Annotated in this window: 19 protein-coding genes; 7 read left to right on the forward strand and 12 right to left on the reverse strand. The window is 67.6% G+C overall.

From position 1 onward, the window contains the following. The first annotated feature begins 45 nt into the window (after window positions 1–45). Entirely contained in the window at window positions 46–1,527 is a 1,482-nt protein-coding gene (locus tag ACX12L_RS14345) for a Ppx/GppA phosphatase family protein (RefSeq protein ID WP_459263209.1), read from the forward strand. Window positions 1,528–2,122: 595 nt separating this feature from the next. On the opposite strand, the gene ACX12L_RS14350 is transcribed toward ACX12L_RS14345, so the two are convergent. Both ACX12L_RS14350 and ppk1 read right to left on the reverse strand, forming a co-directional pair. Further along, window positions 2,123–2,587 (reverse strand): SixA phosphatase family protein, encoded by a 465-nt coding sequence (locus ACX12L_RS14350; RefSeq protein ID WP_459263210.1) that lies wholly within the window; start codon window positions 2,585–2,587, stop codon window positions 2,123–2,125. Further along, the gene (ppk1, locus tag ACX12L_RS14355) at window positions 2,584–4,734 is read right to left on the reverse strand and encodes a polyphosphate kinase 1 (RefSeq protein ID WP_459263211.1); all 2,151 of its coding nucleotides are present in this window, start codon (window positions 4,732–4,734) and stop codon (window positions 2,584–2,586) included. Before ppk1 ends, ACX12L_RS14350 begins: the two co-directional genes overlap by 4 nt. A gap of 244 nt (window positions 4,735–4,978) precedes the next feature. Between ppk1 and ACX12L_RS14360 the strand changes: the two genes are divergently transcribed. Continuing rightward, window positions 4,979–6,769 carry a putative bifunctional diguanylate cyclase/phosphodiesterase gene (locus ACX12L_RS14360; protein ID WP_459263212.1) on the forward strand — a complete coding sequence of 597 codons (1,791 nt, stop codon included), beginning with the start codon at window positions 4,979–4,981 and terminating at the stop codon, window positions 6,767–6,769. Window positions 6,770–6,843: 74 nt separating this feature from the next. Here the strand turns inward: ACX12L_RS14360 and glmM are convergent, their stop codons facing one another. The 4 genes from glmM to ACX12L_RS14380 all read right to left on the reverse strand — a co-directional run bounded on the left by glmM (window position 6,844) and on the right by ACX12L_RS14380 (window position 11,839). Continuing rightward, window positions 6,844–8,178: a phosphoglucosamine mutase gene (gene glmM / locus ACX12L_RS14365; RefSeq protein ID WP_459263213.1), complete on the reverse strand. Its 1,335-nt coding sequence runs from the start codon at window positions 8,176–8,178 to the stop codon at window positions 6,844–6,846. Further along, window positions 8,168–9,064: a dihydropteroate synthase gene (gene folP / locus ACX12L_RS14370; protein ID WP_459263214.1), complete on the reverse strand. Its 897-nt coding sequence runs from the start codon at window positions 9,062–9,064 to the stop codon at window positions 8,168–8,170. Before folP ends, glmM begins: the two co-directional genes overlap by 11 nt. Window positions 9,065–9,131: 67 nt before the next feature. Then, on the reverse strand, window positions 9,132–11,054 hold the full coding sequence (gene ftsH, locus ACX12L_RS14375) for an ATP-dependent zinc metalloprotease FtsH (protein ID WP_459263215.1): 1,923 nt from the start codon (window positions 11,052–11,054) through the stop codon (window positions 9,132–9,134). 128 nt (window positions 11,055–11,182) lie between these two features. Next, complete coding sequence (locus tag ACX12L_RS14380) at window positions 11,183–11,839, reverse strand: RlmE family RNA methyltransferase (protein ID WP_459263216.1); 657 nt, start codon at window positions 11,837–11,839, stop codon at window positions 11,183–11,185. Window positions 11,840–11,859: 20 nt separating this feature from the next. On the opposite strand from ACX12L_RS14380, the gene ACX12L_RS14385 reads away from it, so the two are divergent. After that, window positions 11,860–12,330: a YhbY family RNA-binding protein gene (locus ACX12L_RS14385; RefSeq protein WP_459263217.1), complete on the forward strand. Its 471-nt coding sequence runs from the start codon at window positions 11,860–11,862 to the stop codon at window positions 12,328–12,330. After that, window positions 12,330–13,073: a glycosyltransferase gene (locus ACX12L_RS14390; protein ID WP_459263218.1), complete on the forward strand. Its 744-nt coding sequence runs from the start codon at window positions 12,330–12,332 to the stop codon at window positions 13,071–13,073. Before ACX12L_RS14385 ends, ACX12L_RS14390 begins: the two co-directional genes overlap by 1 nt. Here the strand turns inward: ACX12L_RS14390 and ACX12L_RS14395 are convergent, their stop codons facing one another. From ACX12L_RS14395 to ACX12L_RS14415, 5 genes are all read right to left on the reverse strand, one after another. After that, window positions 13,074–13,481, reverse strand: a complete 408-nt coding sequence (locus tag ACX12L_RS14395; protein ID WP_459263219.1) for a DUF4149 domain-containing protein — start codon at window positions 13,479–13,481, stop codon at window positions 13,074–13,076. A gap of 2 nt (window positions 13,482–13,483) precedes the next feature. Beyond that, window positions 13,484–13,960: a transcription elongation factor GreA gene (greA, locus tag ACX12L_RS14400; RefSeq protein WP_459263220.1), complete on the reverse strand. Its 477-nt coding sequence runs from the start codon at window positions 13,958–13,960 to the stop codon at window positions 13,484–13,486. A 126-nt stretch (window positions 13,961–14,086) separates the two neighbouring features. After that, a complete protein-coding gene (gene carB, locus ACX12L_RS14405) occupies window positions 14,087–17,338 on the reverse strand; it encodes a carbamoyl-phosphate synthase large subunit (RefSeq protein WP_459263221.1) in 3,252 nt (1,083 codons plus the stop codon). Further along, a complete protein-coding gene (carA, locus tag ACX12L_RS14410) occupies window positions 17,338–18,516 on the reverse strand; it encodes a glutamine-hydrolyzing carbamoyl-phosphate synthase small subunit (RefSeq protein WP_459263222.1) in 1,179 nt (392 codons plus the stop codon). The genes carB and carA overlap by 1 nt, the downstream gene beginning before the upstream one ends. 220 nt (window positions 18,517–18,736) lie before the next feature. Next, on the reverse strand, window positions 18,737–19,690 hold the full coding sequence (locus ACX12L_RS14415) for a DMT family transporter (protein WP_459263223.1): 954 nt from the start codon (window positions 19,688–19,690) through the stop codon (window positions 18,737–18,739). 385 nt (window positions 19,691–20,075) lie between these two features. On the opposite strand from ACX12L_RS14415, the gene ACX12L_RS14420 reads away from it, so the two are divergent. The 3 genes from ACX12L_RS14420 to ACX12L_RS14430 all read left to right on the forward strand — a co-directional run bounded on the left by ACX12L_RS14420 (window position 20,076) and on the right by ACX12L_RS14430 (window position 23,333). After that, a complete protein-coding gene (locus ACX12L_RS14420) occupies window positions 20,076–21,464 on the forward strand; it encodes a tyrosine-type recombinase/integrase (RefSeq protein WP_459263224.1) in 1,389 nt (462 codons plus the stop codon). Between the two features lie 109 nt (window positions 21,465–21,573). After that, window positions 21,574–22,566 carry a hypothetical protein gene (locus ACX12L_RS14425; protein ID WP_459263225.1) on the forward strand — a complete coding sequence of 331 codons (993 nt, stop codon included), beginning with the start codon at window positions 21,574–21,576 and terminating at the stop codon, window positions 22,564–22,566. Further along, a complete protein-coding gene (locus tag ACX12L_RS14430) occupies window positions 22,560–23,333 on the forward strand; it encodes a hypothetical protein (RefSeq protein ID WP_459263226.1) in 774 nt (257 codons plus the stop codon). Before ACX12L_RS14425 ends, ACX12L_RS14430 begins: the two co-directional genes overlap by 7 nt. Before the next feature lie 75 nt (window positions 23,334–23,408). On the opposite strand, the gene ACX12L_RS14435 is transcribed toward ACX12L_RS14430, so the two are convergent. After that, window positions 23,409–24,014 carry a type IV toxin-antitoxin system AbiEi family antitoxin domain-containing protein gene (locus ACX12L_RS14435; protein ID WP_459263227.1) on the reverse strand — a complete coding sequence of 202 codons (606 nt, stop codon included), beginning with the start codon at window positions 24,012–24,014 and terminating at the stop codon, window positions 23,409–23,411. Window positions 24,015–24,023: the final 9 nt, after the last annotated feature.

Below are 24,023 nucleotides of genomic sequence, written 5' to 3' on the forward strand. Positions count from 1 at the left end.
CGCTATGCTGCGGTGCTTGAAAACCCGCGCACAGCACGCATCCCCATGCAGGACGGAACATTGCTCGCGGCCGTGGACCTGGGCTCCAACAGCTTTCGTCTCGAAATCGGCCGCCTCGACCATCGGCAGATCCACCGCGTCGAATACCTCAAGGAAACGGTGCGCCAGGGCGGCGGCCTCGACGAAGACCGCAACCTGACGCCCGCCGCCATGCAGCGGGGCTGGGACTGCCTTGCCCGCTTCGCCGAGCGCCTGGCCGGGTTCCCGCGCCACCACGTGCGCGCGGTGGCCACGCAGACCCTGCGGGAGGCGCGCAACCGCGAGGACTTCATCGCGCGCGGCAGCGAGGTCCTGGGCTTTCCCATCAACATCGTCTCCGGCCTCGAGGAGGCGCGGCTCATCTACCAGGGCGTCGCCCGGCTGCTGCCGCAATCCGACGAAAGGCGGCTGGTGGTGGACATCGGCGGCCGCTCGACCGAGCTGATCCTGGGGCGGCAGTTCACGCCCGCCGCGGTGGCGTCCTGCCGCGTGGGCAGCGTCGCCTGGTCGGCGCGCCATTTCGCCGACGGCGCGCTCACGCGGCAGGCCTTCGAATCCGCGGAGACCGCGGCCAAGGCCGTGCTGGACGAGGCCATCGGCAGCTACCAGCGCGGCGCCTGGGACGTGGCCTACGGCGCCTCGGGGACCGTGGGCGCGGTGGGCGCCATCCTCGCGGCTGCGGGGGGAGAAAAGGGAGTGATCCGGCGCGACGGCCTGGAATGGCTGCAGGAGCAGCTGCTGCGCGCGCGCCATGTCGACCGTGTGCGCCTGGACGGGCTCAAGGACGACCGCCGCCCCGTGATCGGCGGCGGCGTGAGCATCGTGCGGGCCGTCTTCGAGCTGCTCGACATAGACCGGATGGCCGTGGCCCAGGGCGCGCTGCGCCAGGGAGCCCTCTACGACCTGCTCGACCGCGAGCAGCCGGAGACCGACCTGCGCTCGGACAGCGTGCGCGCGCTCATGCGGCGCTTCGCCGTGGACCACGAGCACGCCGAGCGCGTCGCGCAGCTGGCCTGCCGCCTTTTCACGGATGCCGCCCCGCCCGGCAGCGAGCGCGCCGCGCGCAAGCTCGGTTGGGCCGCCCGCCTGCACGAGATCGGCCGCCGCATCTCGCACGGCGACTACCACCACCACGGCGCCTACATCCTCGACCACGCCGACGCGGCCGGGTTCGCGCTGCCCGAGCTCCACCGCCTGAGCCTGCTGGTGCTGGGGCACCGCGGCAAGCTGCGCAAGCTGCAGGCCGCCGACCTCGGCGACCCGGTGTTCGCGCTGCAGCTCATGTGCCTGCGCACCGCCGTGGCCCTGTGCCACGCGCGCCGCGCGCCCGACGTGGAGGGCATCACCCTGCGCCTGGAGGGCCGCCGCTGCATCGTGCGGTCGCGCCAGGGCTGGTCCGCCAGCTATCCCCAGTCCGCGCATCTGCTGCGCGAGGAGGGGTGCGCGTGGCAGAAGACGCCCTGGGAGTTCGTGGCTGATCTTTCGTGATTTGGTCTTTGGAACGAATTTGGCTCCAGGGCTTGTCTGGCAATCGCTTGCAGCTATCTTTTCTGGTATGGGTTGTGGGTTTTCATGGCGCTGGCCGGGATGTGCGCCCGGCGGCGCACTCACTTTCTTTTGCTTCGCCAAAAGAAAGTGAGCAAAGAAAAGGCGACCCTGCTGTCCGTGTCCCTTCGCTTCGCTGCGGGCAACCTGCGGTGCTCGCGCATGGGGTGTGCCGCATAACTCACTGCGCGCTGCGCGCTCCGTTCGGACAAATGCGGCAAGTCAGTTCACGAAGCATGGGCGCTTCGACGCCCATGCCCACCCCATGCGCTGCGCTCCTCGGCACGGCCAGAAGGGAACCCGCGACACGGGCCATCGCTGCGCTCGGCCTGGATCGCGCGGGCGCTACGCGCCGCGAAGGCGGGGCCGAGCGCAGCGATGGCCCGTGTGGCGGTTCCCCCCTGTGGCCACGCCACAGGTTTGCCCCGTAGCGCAGCGTAGGGGTCGCAGACTTGGGGGCGTGTTCTTTGCTTCCTTTCTTGCACGAGCAAGAAAGGAAGTCGCCCGCCGGGGCGAGTCCCGGCCAGCAACATCCGCCTCAGAGATGATCCGGCGACTGCACCGCGAGCAGGATGGTTTCGACACTCTCCTGCCTCTGCCGGTGCCTCAGCCACCACACCGCCCCCTTGCGTATGGAGCATTCCTGCGCCCGCATGCCCAGCAGCCGCGCCACCACCTGGCCCAGCATGGGCTGGTGGCCCACGACGAGCACCGCGCCGCGCGTGCGGGGCCACTGGACCAGTTCCAGCAGGTCGTCGGAGCTGCCGCCGGGCAGCAGTTCGGCCCGCAGCTTGTACTTGCGGCCCAGCGTGCGGACTGTCTGCTCGGTGCGGCGCGCCGGGCTGGCCAGCACACGCAGGCCGTCGGGCAGCTGGCGGTCCAGCCATACGGCCATGCGGGCCGCCTGCTTCTCGCCGCGCGGCGTCAGGGGCCGCTCCAGGTCGCCGTCTTCGCCGGGCAGGTTTTCCGCCTCGGCGTGGCGCCACAGTATGAGATCCGTCATGCGCCCGCTGCCATGGGCGCGTAGCGCGCCATGAGCGCGCTCTGGGCGCCCTGACCGTCCAGCGCGCGGGGCGCGCGGCGGTAGCTGCCGCCGGGCTCCAGGCGCCATGCGTCCCGGTCGTCGTGCAGGTAGGCCACCAGGCACTCGTCGATGATGCGCTGGCGCAGCTTCCTGTCGGTCACGGGCCAGGCCAGCTCCACGCGGCGCAGCATGTTGCGGTTCATCCAGTCCGCGCTGGACAGGTACAGGTCTTCCTTCGCGCCGCCGCGGAAATAGAACACGCGCGTGTGCTCTAGGAACCGCCCTATGACCGAGCGCACGCGTATGTTGTCGGTCACCCCGGGCACGCCCGCGGGCAGCATGCAGGCGCCGCGCACGATGAGGTCCACGCGCGCGCCGCGCTGCGCGGCACGCATGAGCGCCTGCATCAGGGCGGCGTCCGTCAGCGCATTCATCTTGGCCACGATGCGGCCGCCTTCGCCCCGCTCGGCCGCAAGGCCCACGGCGTCTATCCTGCCGATCAGGAAGCCGTGCAGCGCGAACGGCGCGATCACGAGCTGCCGCAGCCTGGGCAGGCGGTTCTGGTTGGCCAGGTGGTCGAAGACCGCGTCCATGTCCGCCGTGAGTTCGGCGTTGGCCGTCAGGTAGCTGATGTCGGTGTACAGGCGCGCGGTGCGCGGGTTGTAGTTGCCGGTGGACAGGTGGCCGTAGCGCCGCAGGCGGCTGCCCTCGCGCCGCGTCACCAGCAGCATCTTGGCGTGGGTCTTGAGGCCCACGACACCGTAGACCACCTGTGCGCCGATCGACTCCAGCGCCTCGGCCCAGTTGATGTTGGCCTCTTCGTCGAAGCGCGCCTTGAGCTCCACCACGGCCGTCACCTCCTTGCCGCGGCGCACCGCCTCGCGCAGCAGCTCCATGAGCTCGGAGTCCGCGCCCGTGCGGTAGATGGTCTGCTTGATCGCCAGCACCTGGGGGTCGTTCACCGCCTCGCGCAGGAAGGCCACCACGCCCTCGAAGCTCTCGAACGGCTGGTGGATGAGCAGGTCGCGCCGGCGCATCTCGGCCATGACCGACGCGGAGCGCGGCAGCCGCGCCGGCCACGCCGGGCGCCAGGGCGGGAACAGCAGCGCCGGGTCGTTCACGAGGTCCACCATCTGCGCCAGCCGCACCAGGTTGACCGGCCCCTGCACCCGGTACAGGGCCGCGGCGGGCAGCCCGAACTGCGACTGCAGGAAGTCCGAGAGGAAGCGCGAGCAGCCGGACGACACCTCCAGCCGCACGGCCTGCCCGTAATGGCGGTGCTGCAGGCCCTGGCGCAGCACGGTGCGCAGGCTGCGCACGTCTTCCTCGTCCACCGCCAGGTCCGAATGGCGCGTCACGCGGAACTGCGAGAACTCGCACACCTCCCGCCCCGGGAACAGGTCCGCCAGGTGCGTGCGGATGATGCTGGAGAGACTGACGAACTGCACGCCCGCCGGGGCCACCTGCTGCGGCAGGCGCATGATGCGCGGCAGCGCGCGCGGCACCTTGACGATGGCGATCTCGTTCTCGCGCCCGAAGGCGTCGCTCCCGCGCAAGCGGACGATGAAGTTCAGCGACTTGTTCGCCACCTGCGGAAACGGATGGGCCGGGTCCAGCCCCACGGGGATCAGCAGCGGCCGCACGTCGCGCCGGAAGTACTCGCGCACCCAGCGCCGCTGCGCGGCCGTGCGCTCGCCATGCGAGACGATGCGTATGCCGCGCGCCGCGAAGGCGGGAATCAGCGAACCGTTGTACAGCGCATACTGCCGCTCCACTAGGTCGTGGGCCTTGACGGCCAGGGCCTCGAAGGAGTGCAGGCTGTAGCCCTCCTTGGCGTCCCCGCCCTCGGCCGCCGCCAGGTGGGCCGCGGCCCGCACCTCGAAGAACTCGTCCAGGTTGGACGAGACGATGCACAGGTAGCGCAGGCGCTCGAGCAGCGGCACGTCCTCGCGGACGGCCCAGTCCAGCACGCGCTCGTTGAACGCCAGGATGCTGTGGTCGCGGTCGAGCGGATGGAACGGGTGCGCGGGCGCCGGCGCCTTGTCCGCGGCGCGCCCGGCCGCCTCTTCCGCGTCCCGCCCCTCCACGGATTCAGCGGGGGCGGGCGAAGGCTGGAAAGGGGGCATGGCTTCAAGCAGGTAACGAACGTTGCCGGCCAGTATTTGCCCTGCAGGTGACAGGCGCGTGACAGCAGCGCCTGCCGCCGCACCGGCAGTACCTGGCATCGCGGTGCCGGGCCCGTGTCGGCGCCGTGTCGAACGGATCCGCCGATGCGTCTATTCCTTTACGGCAGCAAGGAATAGGGTTGGAGCTCTATACAATTTGGTACAAATAGCGGTTTACGTTCATCAACCCTCTGGACTCTCGTCCATGTCCCACCCCCTCGCCGCCCTCGCGCCCGGGCTGGCCTCCTCCACGGCGCTTCAACGCATCCTGCGCGAACAGCAGACGCTGCTGGACAGCGCCGGGGTGGGCATCGCCTTCATCCGCAGCCGCACGGTGCTGCGCTGCAACCAGCGCTGCGCCGAGATCTTCGGCCTGTCCTCGCCCGAAGAGGCCGTGGGGCGCAGCAGCGAAGGCCTGCACCCCAGCCGCGCCGCTTTCCGCGAACTCGGGCGCGCGGCATTCCCGGTCCTCTCCCGGGGGCAGGCCTACCGCGCCAAGCGCCAGCTCAGGCGCAGCGACGGCCGCCTGTTCTGGGCGCACCTGACGGCGCGGCTGATCAACCCGCACGACAGCGGCGAAGGCTCGCTCTGGATCATCGACGACATCGACGCGCAAAGGCATGCCCAGGCCCTGCTCGACAGCGCCATGGTGAGCAGGCTGCAGCGCGAGATCGAAGACCGCCGCAGCGACCAGGAGCGCATCTACCGGATGGCACACTACGACGCCCTGACGCAGCTGCCCAACCGCGTACTGCTGGCCGAACGGGGCGAGGGGGCCATCCGCCTGGCGCAGGAAAACGGCACGCCGCTGGCCGTGATGTTCCTCGACCTGGACAACTTCAAGCATGTCAACGATTCGCTGGGCCACCGCGTGGGCGATGCCCTGCTGATGGAGATCGCCCGGCGCCTGCAGGGCACCGTGCGCGAGCGCGACACCGTGGCGCGCCTGGGCGGCGACGAGTTCGTGCTGCTGCTGCCGCGCGCCAACGCCCAGGGCGCGGCGCGCGTGGCCGCCAAGATGCAGGCGGCCGCCATGCAGCCGGTGCAGGTGGGCCACCACGAGCTGTCGCTCGCCCTGTCCATGGGCATCGCCCTGTTTCCCGAGCACGGCAGCGACTTCGAGACGCTGATCCAGTGCGCCGACACCGCCATGTACCGCGCCAAGGCCGCCGGGCGCAACAGTTTTCGCTTCTTCACGCCGCAGATGCAGGAACAGTCGGCGCGCGCCCTGCAGCTGACCAACGCCCTGCGCCGCGCGCTGGAGCGCGGCCAGTTCTCGCTGCACTACCAGCCGCAGGTCTCGCTCGCCACGGGCGCCGTGCACGGCGTGGAGGCCCTGCTGCGCTGGAGCCATCCCGAGCTGGGCGCGGTCTCGCCGACCGAATTCATCCCCGTGGCCGAGGACAGCGGCCTGATCCTGCCCATCGGCGAGTGGGTGCTGCGCACCGCCCTCGCCCAGCTGCAGGCCTGGCATACAGCGGGGCTGCCGCAGCTGACCATGGCCGTGAACCTGTCGGCCACGCAGCTGCGCCAGCCTCAATTGCCGCAGCTGGTGGAGCAGCTGCTCGGCGAACACCGCATCGCCGCCCCCATGCTGGAGCTGGAGCTGACCGAGAACGTGGCCGTGGACGACCCCCACACGGCCATCGCCAGCATGGAGCAGCTGCACGCCATGGGGGTGCGGCTGTCCATGGACGACTTCGGCACGGGCTATTCGTCGCTCAGCCAGCTCAAGCGCTTCCAGATCTACCGCTTGAAGATCGACCAGTCGTTCGTGCGCGACCTGGACCACGACGGCAACGACCGCGCCATCGTCAGCGCCATCATCCGCATGGCCCAGGCCCTGGGCATGCGCACCACGGCCGAAGGCGTGGAGACGGCGGACCAGCTGGCCTTCCTGCGCGAGCAGGGCTGCGACGAGGCCCAGGGCTATTACTTCAGCCGCCCCCTTCCGGCCGCGGAGCTGGAGCAGCACCGGCTGCGCCAGGCTTTTTGAAGCAAAAAACGCATCAACCGCTCATGGGGCAAGCGCAATAAGCTCTTATTTCAAGAGCACCATCGCCCCCTTGCTCACCCCGCGCGGGCCGCATCCGCCAGGCGCTGGGCACAGCGGCTGGCCTGTTCCGCGTCGCGCGCCTCGACCATCACGCGCAGCAGGGGCTCGGTGCCGCTGGCACGCACCAGCACGCGGCCGTTGCCGCCCAGGTCGGCCTGCACCTCGCTGGTCGCGCGCGCCAGGGCGTCATTGGTCTTCCAGTCCTGCCCCGGATTGAGCCGGACGTTGAGCAGCACCTGCGGGAACAGCGGCACGTCGGCCAGCAGATGCGCCAGCGTCTTCTGGCTGCGCACGCAGGTCTGCAGCACCTGCAGCGCGCTGACCAGGCCATCGCCCGTGGTGTGGCGGTCCAGCACCAGCAGATGCCCCGAGCCCTCGCCGCCCAGCAGCCAGCGCTGGCGCTGCAGCTCCTCCAGCACGTAGCGGTCGCCGACCTTGGCGCGCACGAACTTCACGCCGCGGCGCAGCAGCGCCTCCTCCACGGCCATGTTGGTCATCAGCGTGCCCACCACGCCGGGCACATGCTCGTCGCGGGCCAGCCGGTCGGCCGCCATGAGGTAGAGCAGCTCGTCGCCGTTGTACAGGCGCCCGTCGGCGTCCACCATCTGCAGGCGGTCGGCATCGCCATCGAGCCCGATGCCGAAGTCCGCGTGGTTGGCGCGCACGGCGCGCACCAGCGCCTCCGGGTGCGTGGCGCCCACCTCGTGGTTGATGTTCAGGCCATCGGGCGCACAGCCGATGGCGACGACGTCGGCGCCCAGTTCATGGAACACCTTGGGCGCGATGTGGTAGGCAGCGCCATGGGCGGCATCCACCACGATCTTCAGGCCGCGCAGCGTGAGGTCGTGCGCGAAGGTGCTCTTGCAGAACTCGATGTAGCGGCCCGCCGCGTCGTCGAGCCTGCGCGTCTTGCCGAGCGTCGCGGAATCGGCCCACACGGGCGGCTCGTCCATCGCGGCCTCCACCTCCTGCTCCCATGCGTCGGGCAGCTTCGCGCCCTGGGCGCTGAAGAACTTGATGCCGTTGTCGGGGTACGGGTTGTGGCTGGCGCTGATGACCACCCCCAGGCTGGCGCGCTGCGCGCGCGTGAGGTAGGCCACGCCGGGCGTGGGCAGCGGCCCGAGCAGGATCACGTCCACGCCGGCCGAATTGAAGCCCGACTCCAGCGCCGCTTCGAGCATGTAGCCCGAGATGCGCGTGTCCTTGCCGATCAGCACCGTGGGGCGCTCCTCGGAGCGGCGCAGCACGCGCCCCACGGCATGCGCCAGGCGCAGCACGAAGTCGGGAGTGATGGGGGCTTGCCCCACCGTGCCGCGGATGCCGTCGGTGCCGAAATATTTACGCGTCATGGCCTGGTTCTTCCTTGTCGATGGGTGTTGGCGGCGCATCCGCGCGGGCTGCGCCATGGCTTTGTGATTGCACCGCCTGCCAGACGGCCAGGGCCGCGACGGTCTCGCGCACGTCGTGCACGCGCACGATGCGCGCGCCCCGCTCCACGGCCAGCACCGCGGCCGCGACGCTGGGCGCCAGGCGCTCCTGCACGGGCAGGCCCGTGACGCTGCCCAGCGACGACTTGCGCGACCAGCCGGCCAGCAGCGGATAGCCCAGGGCCAGCAGTTCCTGCTGGCGCGCGAGCAGCGCGAAGTTCTGCTCCACGGTCTTGCCGAAGCCGATGCCGCAGTCCAGCACGATGCGGGATCTTTCGACCCCCAGGGCCCGCAGGTCCAGCGCCGAGCGCTCCAGGAACGAGAGCACCTGGGGCACCACGTCGCCCTCCATGGGGGCGCTTTGCATGGTCTGCGGGTCGCGGTGCATGTGCATCAGGCACACGCCGCAGCGCGCATGGCGCGCGACGACCTGCGCCGCCCCGGGGCGGCGCAGGGCCCAGATGTCGTTGACGATGTCGGCCCCCAGGTCCAGCACGGCCTGCATGACCTCGGGCTTGTAGGTATCGACGGAAATGGGGGCGCCCAGGCGCACGGCCTCGCGCACCAGCGGCACGACGCGTTCGAGCTCCTCGGCCAGGGGCACGGCCGGGCTGCCGGGGCGGGTGGACTCGCCGCCGATGTCGAGGATGTCGGCGCCCTCCTCCAGCAACCGCTCGCAGTGGCGCAGCGCGGCCTGCGTACCGGCGTGCCGGCCGCCATCGGAGAAGGAGTCGGGCGTGACGTTGACGATCCCCATGACCCGCGGGCGCGCCAGATCCAGGTCGAAGCGGGAGGTTTGCCAGAGCATGGTGGGGAGGCGGGCCGGTAGACGGCAAAACGGGGCACGAGGCCCCGTTGGACGCATGGCGCGGCGATCAGGCCGCCGACGGTGCAGGATCGGGCTTCACCGCAGGGGTGCCGCCACCGGAGCCGTCGCCACCCGACGAGGGAGTGCGCGGCGTCCAGTCCTTCGGGGGACGGGGCGCGCGGCCGGCCATGATGTCGTCGAGCTGCTCGGCGTCGATGGTCTCCCACTCGAGCATGGCCTTGGCCATGGCGTGCATCTTGTCCTGGTTGTCCTCGATCAGCTTGCGGGCCAGGGCATATTGCTCGTCGATGATGCGGCGCACCTCGGCGTCCACCTTCTGCATGGTCTCTTCGCTGATGTTGGTGGTCTTGGTGACCGAGCGGCCCAGGAACACCTCGCCCTCGTTCTCGGCGTACACCATGGGGCCCAGCGCCTCGCTCATGCCGTACTTCATCACCATGTCGCGCGCCAGGTTGGTGGCGCGCTCGAAGTCGTTGGAAGCGCCCGTGGTCATCTGGTGCATGAACACCTCTTCGGCGATGCGGCCGCCGAACAGCATGGCGATCTGGTTGAGCATGTACTCCTTGTCGTAGGAATAGCGGTCTTTCTCGGGCAGGCTCATGGTCACGCCCAGGGCGCGGCCGCGCGGGATGATGGTGACCTTGTGCACGGGGTCGCACTTCGGAAGAAGCTTGCCGATGAGCGCGTGGCCGGCCTCGTGGTAGGCGGTGTTGCGCCGCTCCTCCTCGGGCATGACCATGCTCTTGCGCTCGGGGCCCATGATGATCTTGTCCTTGGCCTTCTCGAAGTCCTGCATCTCCACGGTGCGCGCATTGCGGCGCGCGGCCATCAGGGCAGCCTCGTTGCACAGGTTGGCCAGGTCGGCACCGGACATGCCGGGCGTGCCGCGCGCGATGATGGCGGGGTTCACGTCCTGGCCCACGGGGATCTTGCGCATGTGCACGTTCAGGATCTGCTCGCGGCCGCGGATGTCGGGCAGCGTCACGTAGACCTGGCGGTCGAAACGGCCGGGGCGCAGCAGGGCCGCGTCGAGGATGTCGGGGCGGTTGGTGGCGGCCACCACGATCACGCCCAGGTTGGTCTCGAAGCCGTCCATCTCCACGAGCATCTGGTTCAGCGTCTGCTCGCGCTCGTCGTTTCCTCCCCCCAGGCCCGCGCCACGCTGGCGGCCCACGGCGTCGATTTCGTCGATGAAGATGATGCAGGGGGCGTTCTTCTTGGCGTTCTCGAACATGTCGCGCACGCGGGCCGCGCCCACGCCGACGAACATCTCGACGAAGTCCGAGCCCGAGATGCTGAAGAACGGCACCTTGGCCTCGCCCGCGATGGACTTGGCCAGCAGCGTCTTGCCGGTGCCCGGCGGGCCGACCAGCAGCAGGCCGCGCGGGATGCGGCCGCCGAGCTTCTGGAACTTCTGCGGGTCCTTGAGAAAGTCCACGACCTCCTTGACCTCTTCCTTGGCCTCGTCGCAGCCCGCGACGTCGGCGAAGGTGACGGTGTTGTTGTTCTCGTCGAGCATGCGCGCCTTGCTCTTGCCGAAGCTGAACGCGCCGCCCTTGCCGCCGCCCTGCATCTGGCGCATGAAGTACACCCACACGCCGATGAGCAGCAGCATGGGGCCCCAGCTGACCAGCAGGGTCATGAGCAGCGACCCCTCCTCGCGCGGCTTGACGTCGAACTTGACGTTGTTGTTGATCAGGTCGCCCACGAGGCCGCGGTCCAGGTAGGTGGCCGTGGTGCGGATGCGGCGGTCATCGTTGGTCGTGGCCAGGATCTCGGTGGCGCCGCCGGGCCCCTCCTGGATCGTGACGCTCTTGATGCGGTGGCTGCGCACATCCTCCAGGAACTCGGAATAGCCGATGGAGCCCGCGCCCGCGCCCACCCGGGTGTCGAACTGTTTGAACACCGTGAAGAGCACCATGGCAATGACCAGCCAGACGGCGACTTTTGAAAACCACTGATTGTTCAAGCGGGGCTCCAGATTCAGAAAGGGTGAACGGCCATGACGGCGTCATGCAGGCGTCCTGGCGCAATTGGGGTTCATTTTAGGCGTTTCAACCCTGGTCCAGGGACCATTAACCCCGGCATGGCCCATGGTCAACCCTTGAGCCCGATCCCCAGCAGAAAAGTCTCCGACGACTTGTCCCGCGACGCCTTGGGCTTGACCGGCTTGACCACGCGGAAGGTGTCCTTGAACAACTGCACCAGCTGGGTGTAGCCGCTGCCGTGGAACAGCTTGACGACCAGCGCGCCGTCGGGCTTGAGATGGTGCACCGCGAAATCGACGGCCAGCTCGATCAGGTGGGCGATGCGCACGGCATCGACCGACTCCACGCCCGAAAGGTTGGGCGCCATGTCCGACACCACCACGTCCACAGGGCGGCCCTGCACCGCCTGCTGCAGGCGCGCGAGCACCTCCTCGTCGCGGAAGTCCCCCTGCAGGAAGGCCACGCCCTCGATGGGCTCCATGGGCAGGATGTCCAGCGAGATGATGGTGCCGTCCAGCTGCCCCATGGCGGCGCCCCCCGGCGACAGGCGCCTGCGCACGTACTGGCTCCATGCGCCCGGGGACGACCCCAGGTCCACCACCACGTGGCCCGGCTTGATGAGCCCGAACTGCTCGTCGATCTCCTTGAGCTTGTAGGCCGCGCGGGCGCGGTAGCCCTCCTTCTGGGCGAGCTTCACATAGGTGTCGTTGACATGGTCGTTGAGCCACGCCTTGTTCACCTTCTTGCTTTTTGTCTTGACTTTCATGCGGTTGAGATAATACGGCCATGCCCCAAATTCAACTGACCCCGGCCGAGCGCCGGGAACACCGCGCCAATGCCCACCACCTGGACCCCGTGGTCCTGATCGGAGGGGACGGCCTCACGCCCGCCGTGCAAAAGGAGGTCGATGCGGCGCTCGCCGCCCACGGCCTGATCAAGGTGCGCGTGTTCAACGACGACCGCGCGGCGCGCGAGGCGATGTACCAGCAGCTGGCCCATGACCTGGGCGCGGCGCCCATACAGCACATCGGCAAGCTGCTGGTGCTGTGGCGCCCCGTCGCCCAGAAGCAGAAGGCCGCGGACGAGGACCGCAAGCCCGGCCCGCGCGACGTGAAGGTGCTCAAGTTCGGCCGCCCCGGCCAGCGCCCCGAGGTCAAGCAGCTGCGCGTGCTGGGCAACCAGCGCCTGACCAGCGGCGGGCAGGTCAAGCGCGCCAAGCCCAAGAAGAAATCGGTCAAGAAGGGCCAGGCGGACTGATGGCCGCCCCCGCCGCGCCGCAGCGCCATGTGATCTGCATGAAGTGGGGCACGAAGTACGGCCCCGAGTACGTCAACCGGCTCTACGCCATGGTGCGCCGCCACCTTTCCGGCGACTTCAACTTCGTCTGCCTGACGGACGACACCATGGACATCAGGAACGAGGTGCAGTGCCTGCCGATTCCGCCGCTGAAGCTGCCCTCCGGCATCCCCGAGCGCGGCTGGAACAAGCTGGCCACCTTTGCCGCCGACCTGTACGGCCTCAAGGGCACGGCCCTGTTCCTGGACGTGGACGTGGTGGTGGTGGGGCCGCTCGACGATTTCTTCACCCAGCCCGGCGAGTTCCTCATCATCCACGACTACAAGCGGCCCTGGCGCATCACCGGCAACTCATCGGTGTACCGCTTCGAGCTGGGGGCGCACCCGGACGTGCTGGAGTACTTCCGCGGCCACTTCGAGGAGATCCGCCGCCGGTTCCGCAACGAGCAGGCCTACCTGTCCGACATGCTGCACAGGCAGGGCAAGCTCGCCTACTGGCCCCAGGACTGGTGCCCCAGCTTCAAGTACCACTGCATACCGCGCTGGCCCGCGAACTACTGGAAGCCGCCCTTCGTGCCCCAGGGTGCGCGCGTCGTGATCTTCCACGGGGAATGCAACCCGCCCGACGCCCTGGCCGGCCGGCGCAACCGGCGCTTTCGCCATATCGAGCCCGCCCCCTGGGTGGCCGAGCACTGGCGCGAATGACTAGGAGCGCGCGGTGCTCCACAGCACGCGCAGCGCGCACAGCCACTGCAGCGCATACATGGCGCTGCCCGCGCCATGCCACAGGCGCAGGTTCTGGCGGGCGACGATGCGCGGCGCCACGCCGTACTGCACCAGCAGGGCCAGCAGCAGGCCCGCGATCACGAAAACCATAGCTGCTTGCGCCCACTCCTCGGGCTTTTCAGCATGTTTTTTCTTGGAAATGACCAGCAGCAGCGCGCAGCACGCTATGGAAATGTAAGTCTGCGCCTCGAACAGGCGTGCCGCCATGTTTCCCGCCATCGCCGGCGTGGGCAGGTGGGCGAACAGCAGCGGCACGGCCACGAAGCCGATGGCCGACAGGCTGCCCCACCACAGCGCGGCCGCGAGGACCGGCAAGCGCGCGCCCATGGTCAGACGTAGCTCACCGACACGACCTCGTAGCGGCGCACGCCGCCCGGGGCCTGCACCTCGGCGGTGTCGCCCTCCTCCTTGCCGATCAGGGCGCGGGCGATGGGGCTGGACACGTTGATCAGACCGTGCTTGAGGTCGGCCTCGTCCTCGCCCACGATCTGGTACCTGACGGCCTCGCCCGAGTCCTCGTCCGCAAGCTCCACGGTGGCGCCGAAGACCACGCGGCCGCCGGCGTCCAGCGCGGACGGGTCGATGATCTGAGCCGCCGACAGCTTGCCCTCGATCTCGAGGATGCGGCCCTCGATGAAGCCCTGGCGGTCCTTGGCGGCCTCGTACTCGGCGTTCTCGCTCAGGTCGCCCTGGGCGCGCGCCTCGGCGATGGCGTTGATCACGGCGGGCCGTTCGACGGTCTTGAGCCGGTGCAGTTCCTGCTTGAGTTGTTCGGCGCCGCGCTTGGTGATGGGAATGGTGGCCATGGGTCAGTCTCCGGATTCCAGAAGCAAAAAGCAAACCGCCGCGCGTTGCCGCGCGGCGGTATTCAGTGATGGATGGATTATGCCGCGTTTGCCGCGGCAATCATCCGTCGCAACCCGGCACGGGACTCAGGCCGCGGCGGCAAGGCGCGCGTGCAGTTCCTGCACCGAGTACACGTCGAGCGTGTCGAGGTGCTTCATGCCCTCGACGGCCGCCTCGGCGCCGAAGATGGTCGTGAACGTGGTCACGCGCGCGGCCAGCGAGCTGGTGCGGATGGCGCGCGAGTCGGCGATGGCGTTGCGGCGCTCCTCCACCGTGTTGATGACCATGGCGATCTCGTCGTTCTTGATCATGTCCACGATGTGCGGCCGGCCCTCGGTGACCTTGTTGACCACCTGCACGGACACGCCGGCCTCGGCGATCGCGGCGGCCGTGCCCTTGGTGGCCAGCAGCTCGAAGCCCATGGCCGCCAGGTCGCGAGCGATGGATACGGCGCGCGGCTTGTCCGCGTTCTTCACGGTCAGGAACACCTTGCCCGAGCGCGGCAGGCGCGTGCCGGCGCCGAGCTGGCTCTTGACGAAGGCCTCGCCGAAGGTCGTGCCCACGCCCATGACCTCGCCGGTGGACTTCATCTCGGGGCCGAGGATGGTGTCCACGCCGGGGAACTTCACGAACGGGAACACGGCCTCCTTCACGCTGAAGTACGGCGGCGTGACCTCGCGGGTCACGCCCTGGCTCGCCAGGCTCTGGCCGGCCATGCAGCGCGCCGCGACCTTGGCCAGCTGGATGCCCGTGGCCTTGCTCACGAAGGGCACGGTGCGGCTGGCGCGCGGGTTCACCTCCAGCACGTAGATCACGTCGCCCGCATCGGTCTCCTGGATCGCGAACTGCACGTTCATCAGGCCGACGACGTTCAGGCCATGGGCCATGGCCGTGGTCTGGCGCTTGATCTCGGCCACCGTCTCGGCCTTGAGGTAGTACGGCGGCAGCGAACAGGCCGAGTCGCCCGAGTGCACGCCGGCCTGCTCGATGTGCTCCATCACGCCGCCGATGAACACCGCTCCGGTAGCATCGCGCACGCAGTCCACGTCACACTCGATGGCGTTGGAGAGGAAGCGGTCCAGCAGCACGGGCGAGTCGTTGGAGACCTTCACGGCCTCGCGCATGTAGCGCTCCAGGTCGCGCTGCTCGTGCACGATCTCCATGGCGCGGCCGCCGAGCACGTAGCTGGGGCGCACCACCAGCGGATAGCCCAGGGCGGCGGCCTTCTCCAGGGCCTCGGCCTCGGTGCGGGCCGTGGCGTTGGGCGGCTGGCGCAGGCCCAGGTCGCCCAGCAGCTTCTGGAAGCGCTCGCGGTCCTCGGCCGCGTCGATCATGTCGGGCGTGGTGCCGATGATGGGCACGCCCTCGGCCTCCAGGCCCAGCGCGAGTTTCAGCGGCGTCTGGCCGCCGTATTGCACGATCACGCCCTCGGGCTTTTCCTTGTCCACGATCTCCAGCACGTCCTCGAGCGTGAGCGGCTCGAAGTACAGGCGGTCGGACGTGTCGTAGTCGGTGGACACGGTCTCGGGGTTGCAGTTGACCATGATGGTCTCGTAGCCGTCCTCGCGCATGGCGAGGGCCGCGTGCACGCAGCAGTAGTCGAACTCGATGCCCTGGCCGATGCGGTTCGGGCCGCCGCCCAGCACCATGATCTTCTTCTTGCCGGTGGGAGCCGCCTCGCATTCCTCGTCGTAGGTGGAATACATGTAGGCGGTGTTGGTCGGGAACTCGGCCGCGCAGGTGTCCACGCGCTTGTAGACCGGGCGCACGTTGAGCGCGCGGCGCGCGTCGCGCACGGCCTTCTCGCTGGTGTGCAGCAGCTTGGCCAGGCGCCGGTCGGAGAAGCCCTTCTGCTTGAGCGCGCGCAGCGTCGCGGCATCGAGCGCGGCCAGCGCGGCGTCGCCCTTGTCGGCGTAGAGCTTGTCCAGGTCGAGCTCGATCTTCACGATCTGCTCGATCTGCACCAGGAACCAGCGGTCGATCTTCGTGAGCTCGAACACCTCGTCGACCGACATGCCCTGGGCGAAGGCATCGCCCACATACCAGATGCGCTCGGGGCCGGGCTCGCCGAGCTCCTTCTCCAGGAGTTCGCGGTCCTGGGTCTTCTCGTTCATGCCGTCCACGCCCACTTCCAGGCCGCGCAGCGCCTTCTGGAAGGACTCCTGGAACGTGCGGCCCATGGCCATGACCTCGCCCACGCTCTTCATCTGCGTGGTGAGGCGCGAGTCGGCGGCGGGGAATTTCTCGAACGCGAAGCGCGGGATCTTGGTGACCACGTAGTCGATGGTGGGCTCGAACGAAGCCGGCGTGGCGCCGCCCGTGATGTCGTTGCGCAGCTCGTCAAGCGTGTAGCCCACGGCCAGCTTGGCCGCCACCTTGGCGATCGGGAAGCCCGTGGCCTTGGAGGCCAGCGCCGAGGAGCGCGACACGCGCGGGTTCATCTCGATGACGATCATGCGCCCGTCCTTGGGGTTGACCGAGAACTGCACGTTGGAGCCGCCGGTGTCCACCCCGATCTCGCGCAGCACGGCGATGCTGGCGTCGCGCAGGATCTGGTACTCGCGGTCGGTCAGCGTCTGCGCCGGCGCCACCGTGATGGAGTCGCCCGTGTGCACGCCCATGGGGTCGAGGTTCTCGATCGAGCAGACGATGATGCAGTTGTCCGCCTTGTCGCGCACCACCTCCATCTCGTACTCTTTCCAGCCCAGCAGCGACTCCTCGATCAGCAGCTCGTTGGTGGGCGATGCCTCCAGGCCGCGCTTGCAGATGGTCTCGAATTCCTCGGGGTTGTAGGCGATGCCGCCGCCCGTGCCACCCAGCGTGAAGCTGGGGCGGATCACCGTGGGAAAGCCCACGTTCTTCTGCACGGCCCAGGCCTCGTCCATGCTGTGCGCGATACCGGAGCGCGCGGATTCGAGGCCGATGCGCGTCATCGCGTCCTTGAACTTCAGGCGGTCCTCGGCCTTGTCGATGGCCTCGGGCTTGGCGCCGATGAGCTCCACGCGGTACTTGTTCAGCACGCCGTTGCGCCACAGGTCCAGCGCGCAGTTGAGCGCCGTCTGGCCGCCCATGGTGGGCAGGATGGCGTCGGGCCGCTCCTTGGCGATGATCTTCTCGACCGTCTGCCAGGTGATGGGCTCGATGTAGGTCACGTCGGCCGTGGCCGGGTCGGTCATGATCGTCGCGGGGTTGCTGTTGATCAGGATGACGCGGTAGCCCTCCTCGCGCAGCGCCTTGCAGGCCTGCACGCCGGAATAGTCGAACTCGCAGGCCTGGCCGATGATGATGGGGCCGGCGCCGATGATGAGGATGCTTTGGATGTCTGTGCGCTTGGGCATTATTTCTTCTCCTGGGCTGCTGCTGCCATGGATGCCATGAAGCGGTCGAACAGGTGGCCGATGTCGTTCGGGCCGGGTGCAGCCTCGGGGTGGCCCTGGAAGCTGAAGGCGGGCTTGTCGGTGCACTCCAGGCCCTGCAGCGTGCCGTCGAACAGGCTGACGTGGGTGGCGCGCACGCCGGCCGGCAGCGTGGCCGCCTCGACGGCGAAGCCGTGGTTCTGGCTGGTGATGCACACGTGGCCGCTGGCCAGGGTCTTCACGGGATGGTTGCCGCCATGGTGGCCATGGGGCATCTTGAAGGTCTGCGCGCCCAGGGCCAGTGCCATGATCTGGTGGCCCAGGCAGATGCCGAAGAGCGGGATGCCGGCCGCCAGGAAGGCGCGCGTGGCCTCGATGGCGTAGGTGCAGGGCTCCGGATCGCCGGGGCCGTTGGACAGGAAGATGCCGTCGGGCCTGAGCGCCAGCGCCTCCTGCGCCGTGGTCTGCGCGGGCACCACGGTGAGCTTGCAGCCGCGCTCGGCCAGCATGCGCAGGATGTTGCGCTTGACGCCGAAGTCATAGGCCACGACATGAAAGCGCGGCTCCTCGACGCGGCCGAAACCCTTGCCCAGCGTCCACTCGGTCTGCTCCCAGACATAGGGCTTCGGGGTGCTGACCACCTTGGCCAGGTCCAGCCCGCTCATGCCGGGGGCCTTCTGCGCGGCGGCCACGGCCGCGGCGATGCGCCCGGGCGTGGCGGCCTCGCCGGCCGCCAGGCCGACGATGGCGCCGTTTTGCGCGCCCTTCTCGCGCAGCAGGCGCGTGAGCTTGCGGGTATCGATGTTGGCAATGGCCACCGTGCCCTGGGCGTTCAGGAACTCGGGCAGGGTCTGCTGCGCGCGGAAATTGCTGGCCACCAGCGGCAGGTCGCGAATGACCAGGCCGGCGGCCTGCACCTTGGCGGACTCCATGTCCTCGTCATTGACACCGTAGTTGCCAATGTGCGGATAGGTCAGGGTGACGATTTGCTGGCAGTAGCTGGGGTCTGTGAGGATTTCCTGGTAGCCGGTCATGGCGGTGTTGAACACCACTTCGCCGACGGTGGTGCCGATGCTACCGATGGAATTGCCGATAAAGACCGTGCCGTCTGCGAGCGCCAGGATGGCTGGCGGGAAAGCTGCCTTGAGAGACGAAAGCACTGGGTTCTCCGAAATGAGTCGGGTCGCCCGGAATCCGCAAAAAACGTTCTTGCGGACTGCTGCTTGTTGGGGGATTTGCTTTGGATGCGGCCGGGCGACGTTTTTGCGGGAAAGCCTCTCATTATAGTGCGAGAGCCACCTTCCGGCGGCGTATGCAGCCTTGGCCGGGGCCGCCACGACCGTGCCCGGAACGCGGCACAAGGCTCCGAAAGGGCCGATCTCAACCCGCCGCCTGCTCGGCCAGCGCCTCAGCCGCAGTGCGAGCGGGCCGCCGCCCCCAGTTCATGACGGCCGTACCCGCCACGGCCATGGCACCACCCAGCAGCATGGGCGCGTCGACCGCCTCGCCCAGCAGCAAGGCCGAGAAGACCACGCCGAACACCGGAACCAGCGTGATGTAGCCCGAAGCCGCGCCCGCACCCAGCGCCTTGACGCCGTCGAAGTACCATGCATAGGCCAGCACTGTGGCGCCCAGCACCAGGAACGCCATCGCGCCCCAGGCCTGCGGGCCGCTATGCAGGGCGCCCCGCAGGCCTGCCGCACCCTCCACGGCCAGGCTGGCCACGAGCAGCATCAGCGCGCCAAAGCAGCTGGTGATGGTGGTGGCGGAGAGCGCATCCACCCCCGCGAGCACCCAGCGGCCGATCAGCGTGTAGCCCACCCAGCAGGCCACGCAGCCGAGGATCAGCACCTCGCCCACACCCACGTTGCCGCCCAGCAGGTCCAGCGGATGCCCGTGCGTGATGACGATGACCGCCCCCGCCGCCGCCAGCGCCATGCCGATGCCGATCACGCGGTTGATGCGCTCCCTGAACAGCCACGCCGCCAGCAGCAGCGTGGCCACGGGGTTGAGCGTGATGAGCAGCGCTGCCTTGCCCGCCGGAATGTGCTGCAGCCCGATCAGGAAGAACGCCGCATAGCCGAACACCCCCACCGCCCCCGCAGCAGCCATGCCCAGCCAGCGCCGGCGCGGCCAATGCGGCAGGCCCGCGAATGCGCCGCTGCGGTACATCCAGGGCAGCAGCACCATGACCGCCAGCAGAAAACGCAAAGCCGCAGCCGCCAGCGGCGGCATGGCCTGGGCGATCACCCGCCCAGCCGGCCACGATGCGCCCCACAGCACGGCCATGCCCGTCAGGCGCATGTGGGGGCCCCACCAGGTATTCGATTGCATGGTGCGCACTATGCTATGTCTTCAAACGAGCATCCAAGCGGCCCCCGTGGCATTTGCCCCGAGGCTGCAAAAAGAAAAACGGACTACAGTGTTGAATCTGTAGTCCGTTTTGGATAATGGTCGGCGTGGCGGGATTCGAACTCGCGACCCCTTGCACCCCATGGAAATATACGTGAAATCTTGCGAGATTTCCTGGGACGTTATGAGACAACTTTTTTTGTTTTAAATCATATAGATACAAAGAATACTTGATCCCAAGTCGTCCCACAAAATACACTGACAGCGTTTTTTCGGTTTACCCCCGGGTTTACCCCCCAGGACCTGTATGACGCGATATCCGAAGTCAGGAAAAGGCAAAAAGTGGACGGCTCTGGAGCTCAAGGCCGTGCCCCTGGCGTGGCGCGGCGACATGCTGAGCGACGGCGACGGACTGACCGGCGAAGTCCGCGTTGTCGGCGACCAGACCATCTCCATCCACTTCAAGTTCGCCTTCAAATGGAACGGCAAAGTGGCCTGGCACTACTGTGGCACCTGGCCCACCCTGTCCATGGAACAGATCCGCCGGCAACGCGATGAGGCGCGTGATCTGGTCCGCTCCGGCGTCAACCCCAACGACCAGAAGAAAGCCGAACGCATTGAGAACCAGGCCGCGGTCGAAGCGACGATCGCGCAGGCCGCCGCCGAGGCCAGCCAGAACAAGCCCTTCAAGAACATGTTCGACGCTTGGTTGGCCGATGGCGTCGCCCGCAAGGACGGCAATGCCGAACTGCGCCGCTCATTTGAAAAGGACGTGCTGCCCGTGCTGGGCGAGAAGCCCGTGCGCAGCATCACCGAGCACGACCTGCGCAAGGTCCTGCGAACCATGGTGGCCCGCGGTGTGAACCGCATGTCCGTGCGCGTGCACCAGGACCTGGTGCAGCTGTTCGCCTGGGCCGAAAAGCGTCAGCCCTGGCGCGGCCTGCTGATCGAAGGCAATCCGGCCGACCTGATCGAGATCCGCAAGATCGTGTCCAAGGATTTCGACATGGTCAACGAGCGCGACCGCGTACTGACGGCCAAGGAGCTGCAGGAACTGCAGTCGATCTTTCAGCGCATGGAGGCGGACTACGAAGAGACCCCGGCCGGCCACAAATACGAGGTGCCGCGCCCGCTCAAGCGGGAGACCCAGCTGGCGATCTGGATCTGCCTGGGTACGCTGTGCCGCATCGGCGAGCTGCTGATGACCCGCTGGGAAGACGTGGACCTGGTGGAGCGCTACTGGACCATCCCGATCGAGAATGTCAAGGGACCGATGGGCAAGAAGCAAGGCCACCGGGTCTACCTCTCGGAGTTCTCTCTGCGCCAGTTCCAGGCGCTCAAGGCACTGACCGGAAACTCGCCCTACTGCTTCCCGGCCCGCAACCACAAGGAAGACACCCACATCGACGTCAAGACCGTGTCCAAGCAGGTGGGCGACCGCCAGATCCAGTTCAAGGTCCGCAAGGACCTGTCACGTCGGGCCAACGACAACGCGCTGGTGCTCAAGAGCGGCAGCCACCGCGAGTGGACGCCGCACGACATGCGGCGCACCGGCGCCACCATGATGCAGGCGCTGGGCATCCTGCCCGACATCATCGACCGTTGCCAGAACCACGTGATGGCCGGCAGCCGGGTGCGGCGGCACTACATGCACCACGAGTTCGCCGACGAGAAGAAGGCAGCCTGGGAGAAGCTGGGGCAGCGGATTGATGACATCCTGGGGCATAGCGCTCCATCGTCTGCGGTGTCCGCATGAGCTTCGGCGCGACTGGTCGGAATCCCTAAGTCGGACCAACCTAACACACTATTGCACGATAACACTGTTAATGTTATTGTTCAAATTCCATGTTATGAAAGACTGATCGTTGACGCTTGTAGCCGCCACCCGGAAGTACCTCAACGAGGTGTTGGGCATTCCCACGCCCAAGGAAAAGCCCTGGGCGCAAGCCGGCGCGCTGCCGTATTTCCTTCAAGACGCGTTCCAGTTTGCCGAGCTTGAACTGCTGGGCCATCCCATCGTGCTCGCGATCACTCCATCCAGCGAAGAACAAGCCCTGGGGGACATCCGTACCCGGCTGGACAAAGTGCGCGCGCAGGGAGAGCCGCCGGTTGTGTTCGTGACTGATGCCTTGGCGTCGTACGAGCGAAAACGCCTGATCGAGCAGAAGGTTCCGTTCATCGTGCCAGGCAACCAGCTCTACCTGCCCGACCTGGGCCTGGACCTTCGCGAACACTTCAGGCAGCGGGCGCCAACCACAGGTACCGCCCTGAGCCCATCGACGCAGGCGATCCTCATCGCTGCGTTGATGAACGAACCCCTGGCCACCGACTGGCATCCCGCCCGCCTGGCATCGCCCATGGGCTACACCCCCATGACCTTGTCTCGGTCGGTCAGGGAACTGAACGCGGCGGGCCTCGCCGCGACGCGCAAGGTGGGGCGTTCGCAGTATCTGCACCGCGAGTTGCCACCACAGGAAATCTGGGAAATGGCAAGACCCTTGCTCCGCAGCCCTGTGCGCCGGACGTTGTGGGCCGTGAGCGATACCTTGCCATCAGGCCGCCAGTGGCGGCTGGCTGGCCTGAGCGCACTCGCACGCGATTCCATGCTCACGGAGCCACGACAACCGGTGTACGCCACCACCTTCGCAGAATGGCGGGAGGCCCTGAAAGCCGGTGCCCGCGAGGCGCCGGAACCATCCGAAGACACACAAGTGCTTGAGCTCTGGATCTACGATCCGGCGCTGGTGCCAGGTCAGGCGACTGTCGACCCACTGTCGTTGACCCTCAGTCTGCAGGACAGCACCGATGAGCGAGTCCTGCAGGCCCTGGACGAACTGAAGGGACAACTCCCATGGTGAGAGGGCTGGATCTTTTCCGTGACTGGTTTGCGGCGTACACCGATCAGTACCTGCTGATTGGTGGAACCGCCGCGAGCCTGACGATGGAAGACGCCGGGCTTCCCTATAGGGCAACCAAGGATCTGGACATCGTCCTGCATGTGGAGGTGCTGACCCCGTCTTTTGGCGAGGCGTTCTGGCAGTTTGTGAATGCAGGGGGCTATCAGCTACAGCAGGTCAGCGACACCGGAAAGCCGAAGTTCTACCGCTTCCAGAAGCCCGCGGACGAACGCTACCCGGCCATGATCGAACTGTTTGCACGGGCTCCCGATGGTTTGACACCCGCCGGGGGCAGCCAGCTCACCCCGATTCCGCTGGATGAGGCTGTGTCCAGTCTTTCTGCCATCTTGCTGGATGAAACCTACTACGCGTTCATCCTCGCTGGCAGACGTGAGATGGGAGGCCTGTCCTGGGTAGGAGAAGACCGGCTGATTCCGCTGAAGGCCATCGCATGGCTGGATCTGAAGGCACGCAAAGACCAGGGCGCCGTCATCGATGCCAGAGATATCCGCAAGCATCTCAACGACGTGCTGCGCCTGTCGCAACTCCTGGCGCCCACCACCCGCATTCCACTCGACCCCAAAATCGGTTCGGACCTCGCCCGGTTTCTCGCCGAGGTAGTCGCGGACACCTCCATCGATCCGCAGGTCCTTCAGCTCGGGAAGGTCAGCGTGGCCGAACTGGTGGCGCGTATTGCGCAGGCCTATGGGCTACAGGCCCCTGTTTGAGTGACCATATGAGATCCGGGCACGCAATGTGCGCTGGTGCAGTGGTGAAGCCATTCGGCCCACCACTGAAACGACTCATCCGATGTCTTCTAGGTAAGGCCGTATCACGTTGGCCACACGGCAGACCTTGGCGTAACGCCATATCTCGTCCACCGACGCTTTGTTCCTCGAACGCGCATCCTTGAGCGCCTCCAGAGCCACGTCCAGACCGATCTTGTTCCGGTGCTTGAAACTGTCCGCTACCGTCTTGGCCACGCCGTAGACCCGCAGCCGGACGCCATCGCGTTCCACTTCTTCGACCCCCGCGGAGAAGGCCTCACCCGTGAACTGCACCATCTTGATCGGCGGGTAGTCGATCCGGGGCGAGTGGCTCCCGCGTGGCATGGCGATCCAGACCTGGCGCGGCAGGTGGGTGGTCAGTTCATGGAACTGCAGCGCAGTGAACAGGCAGAACACGGCCTGTGGCACCTTGGCAGCGACTGCACCGAGGCTCTCGAACTCTGACACCTGTGCATCTGTCAGGCGATAGAGACCACGTCCAACCCGCTCCAGCAGCCCAGCGCCATTGAGCCGCGTGAGGACGACCCGTGGTGCGCCGATGGCATCCAGTTCACTGGCGCGCAGGAGGCCCCTCTGACCGGCCAGATCAAGGACACGCTGGCTATGGGTTTCGGAAGACATGCCGCAGTA

Source organism: Alicycliphilus sp. T452 (genome assembly GCF_054512775.1).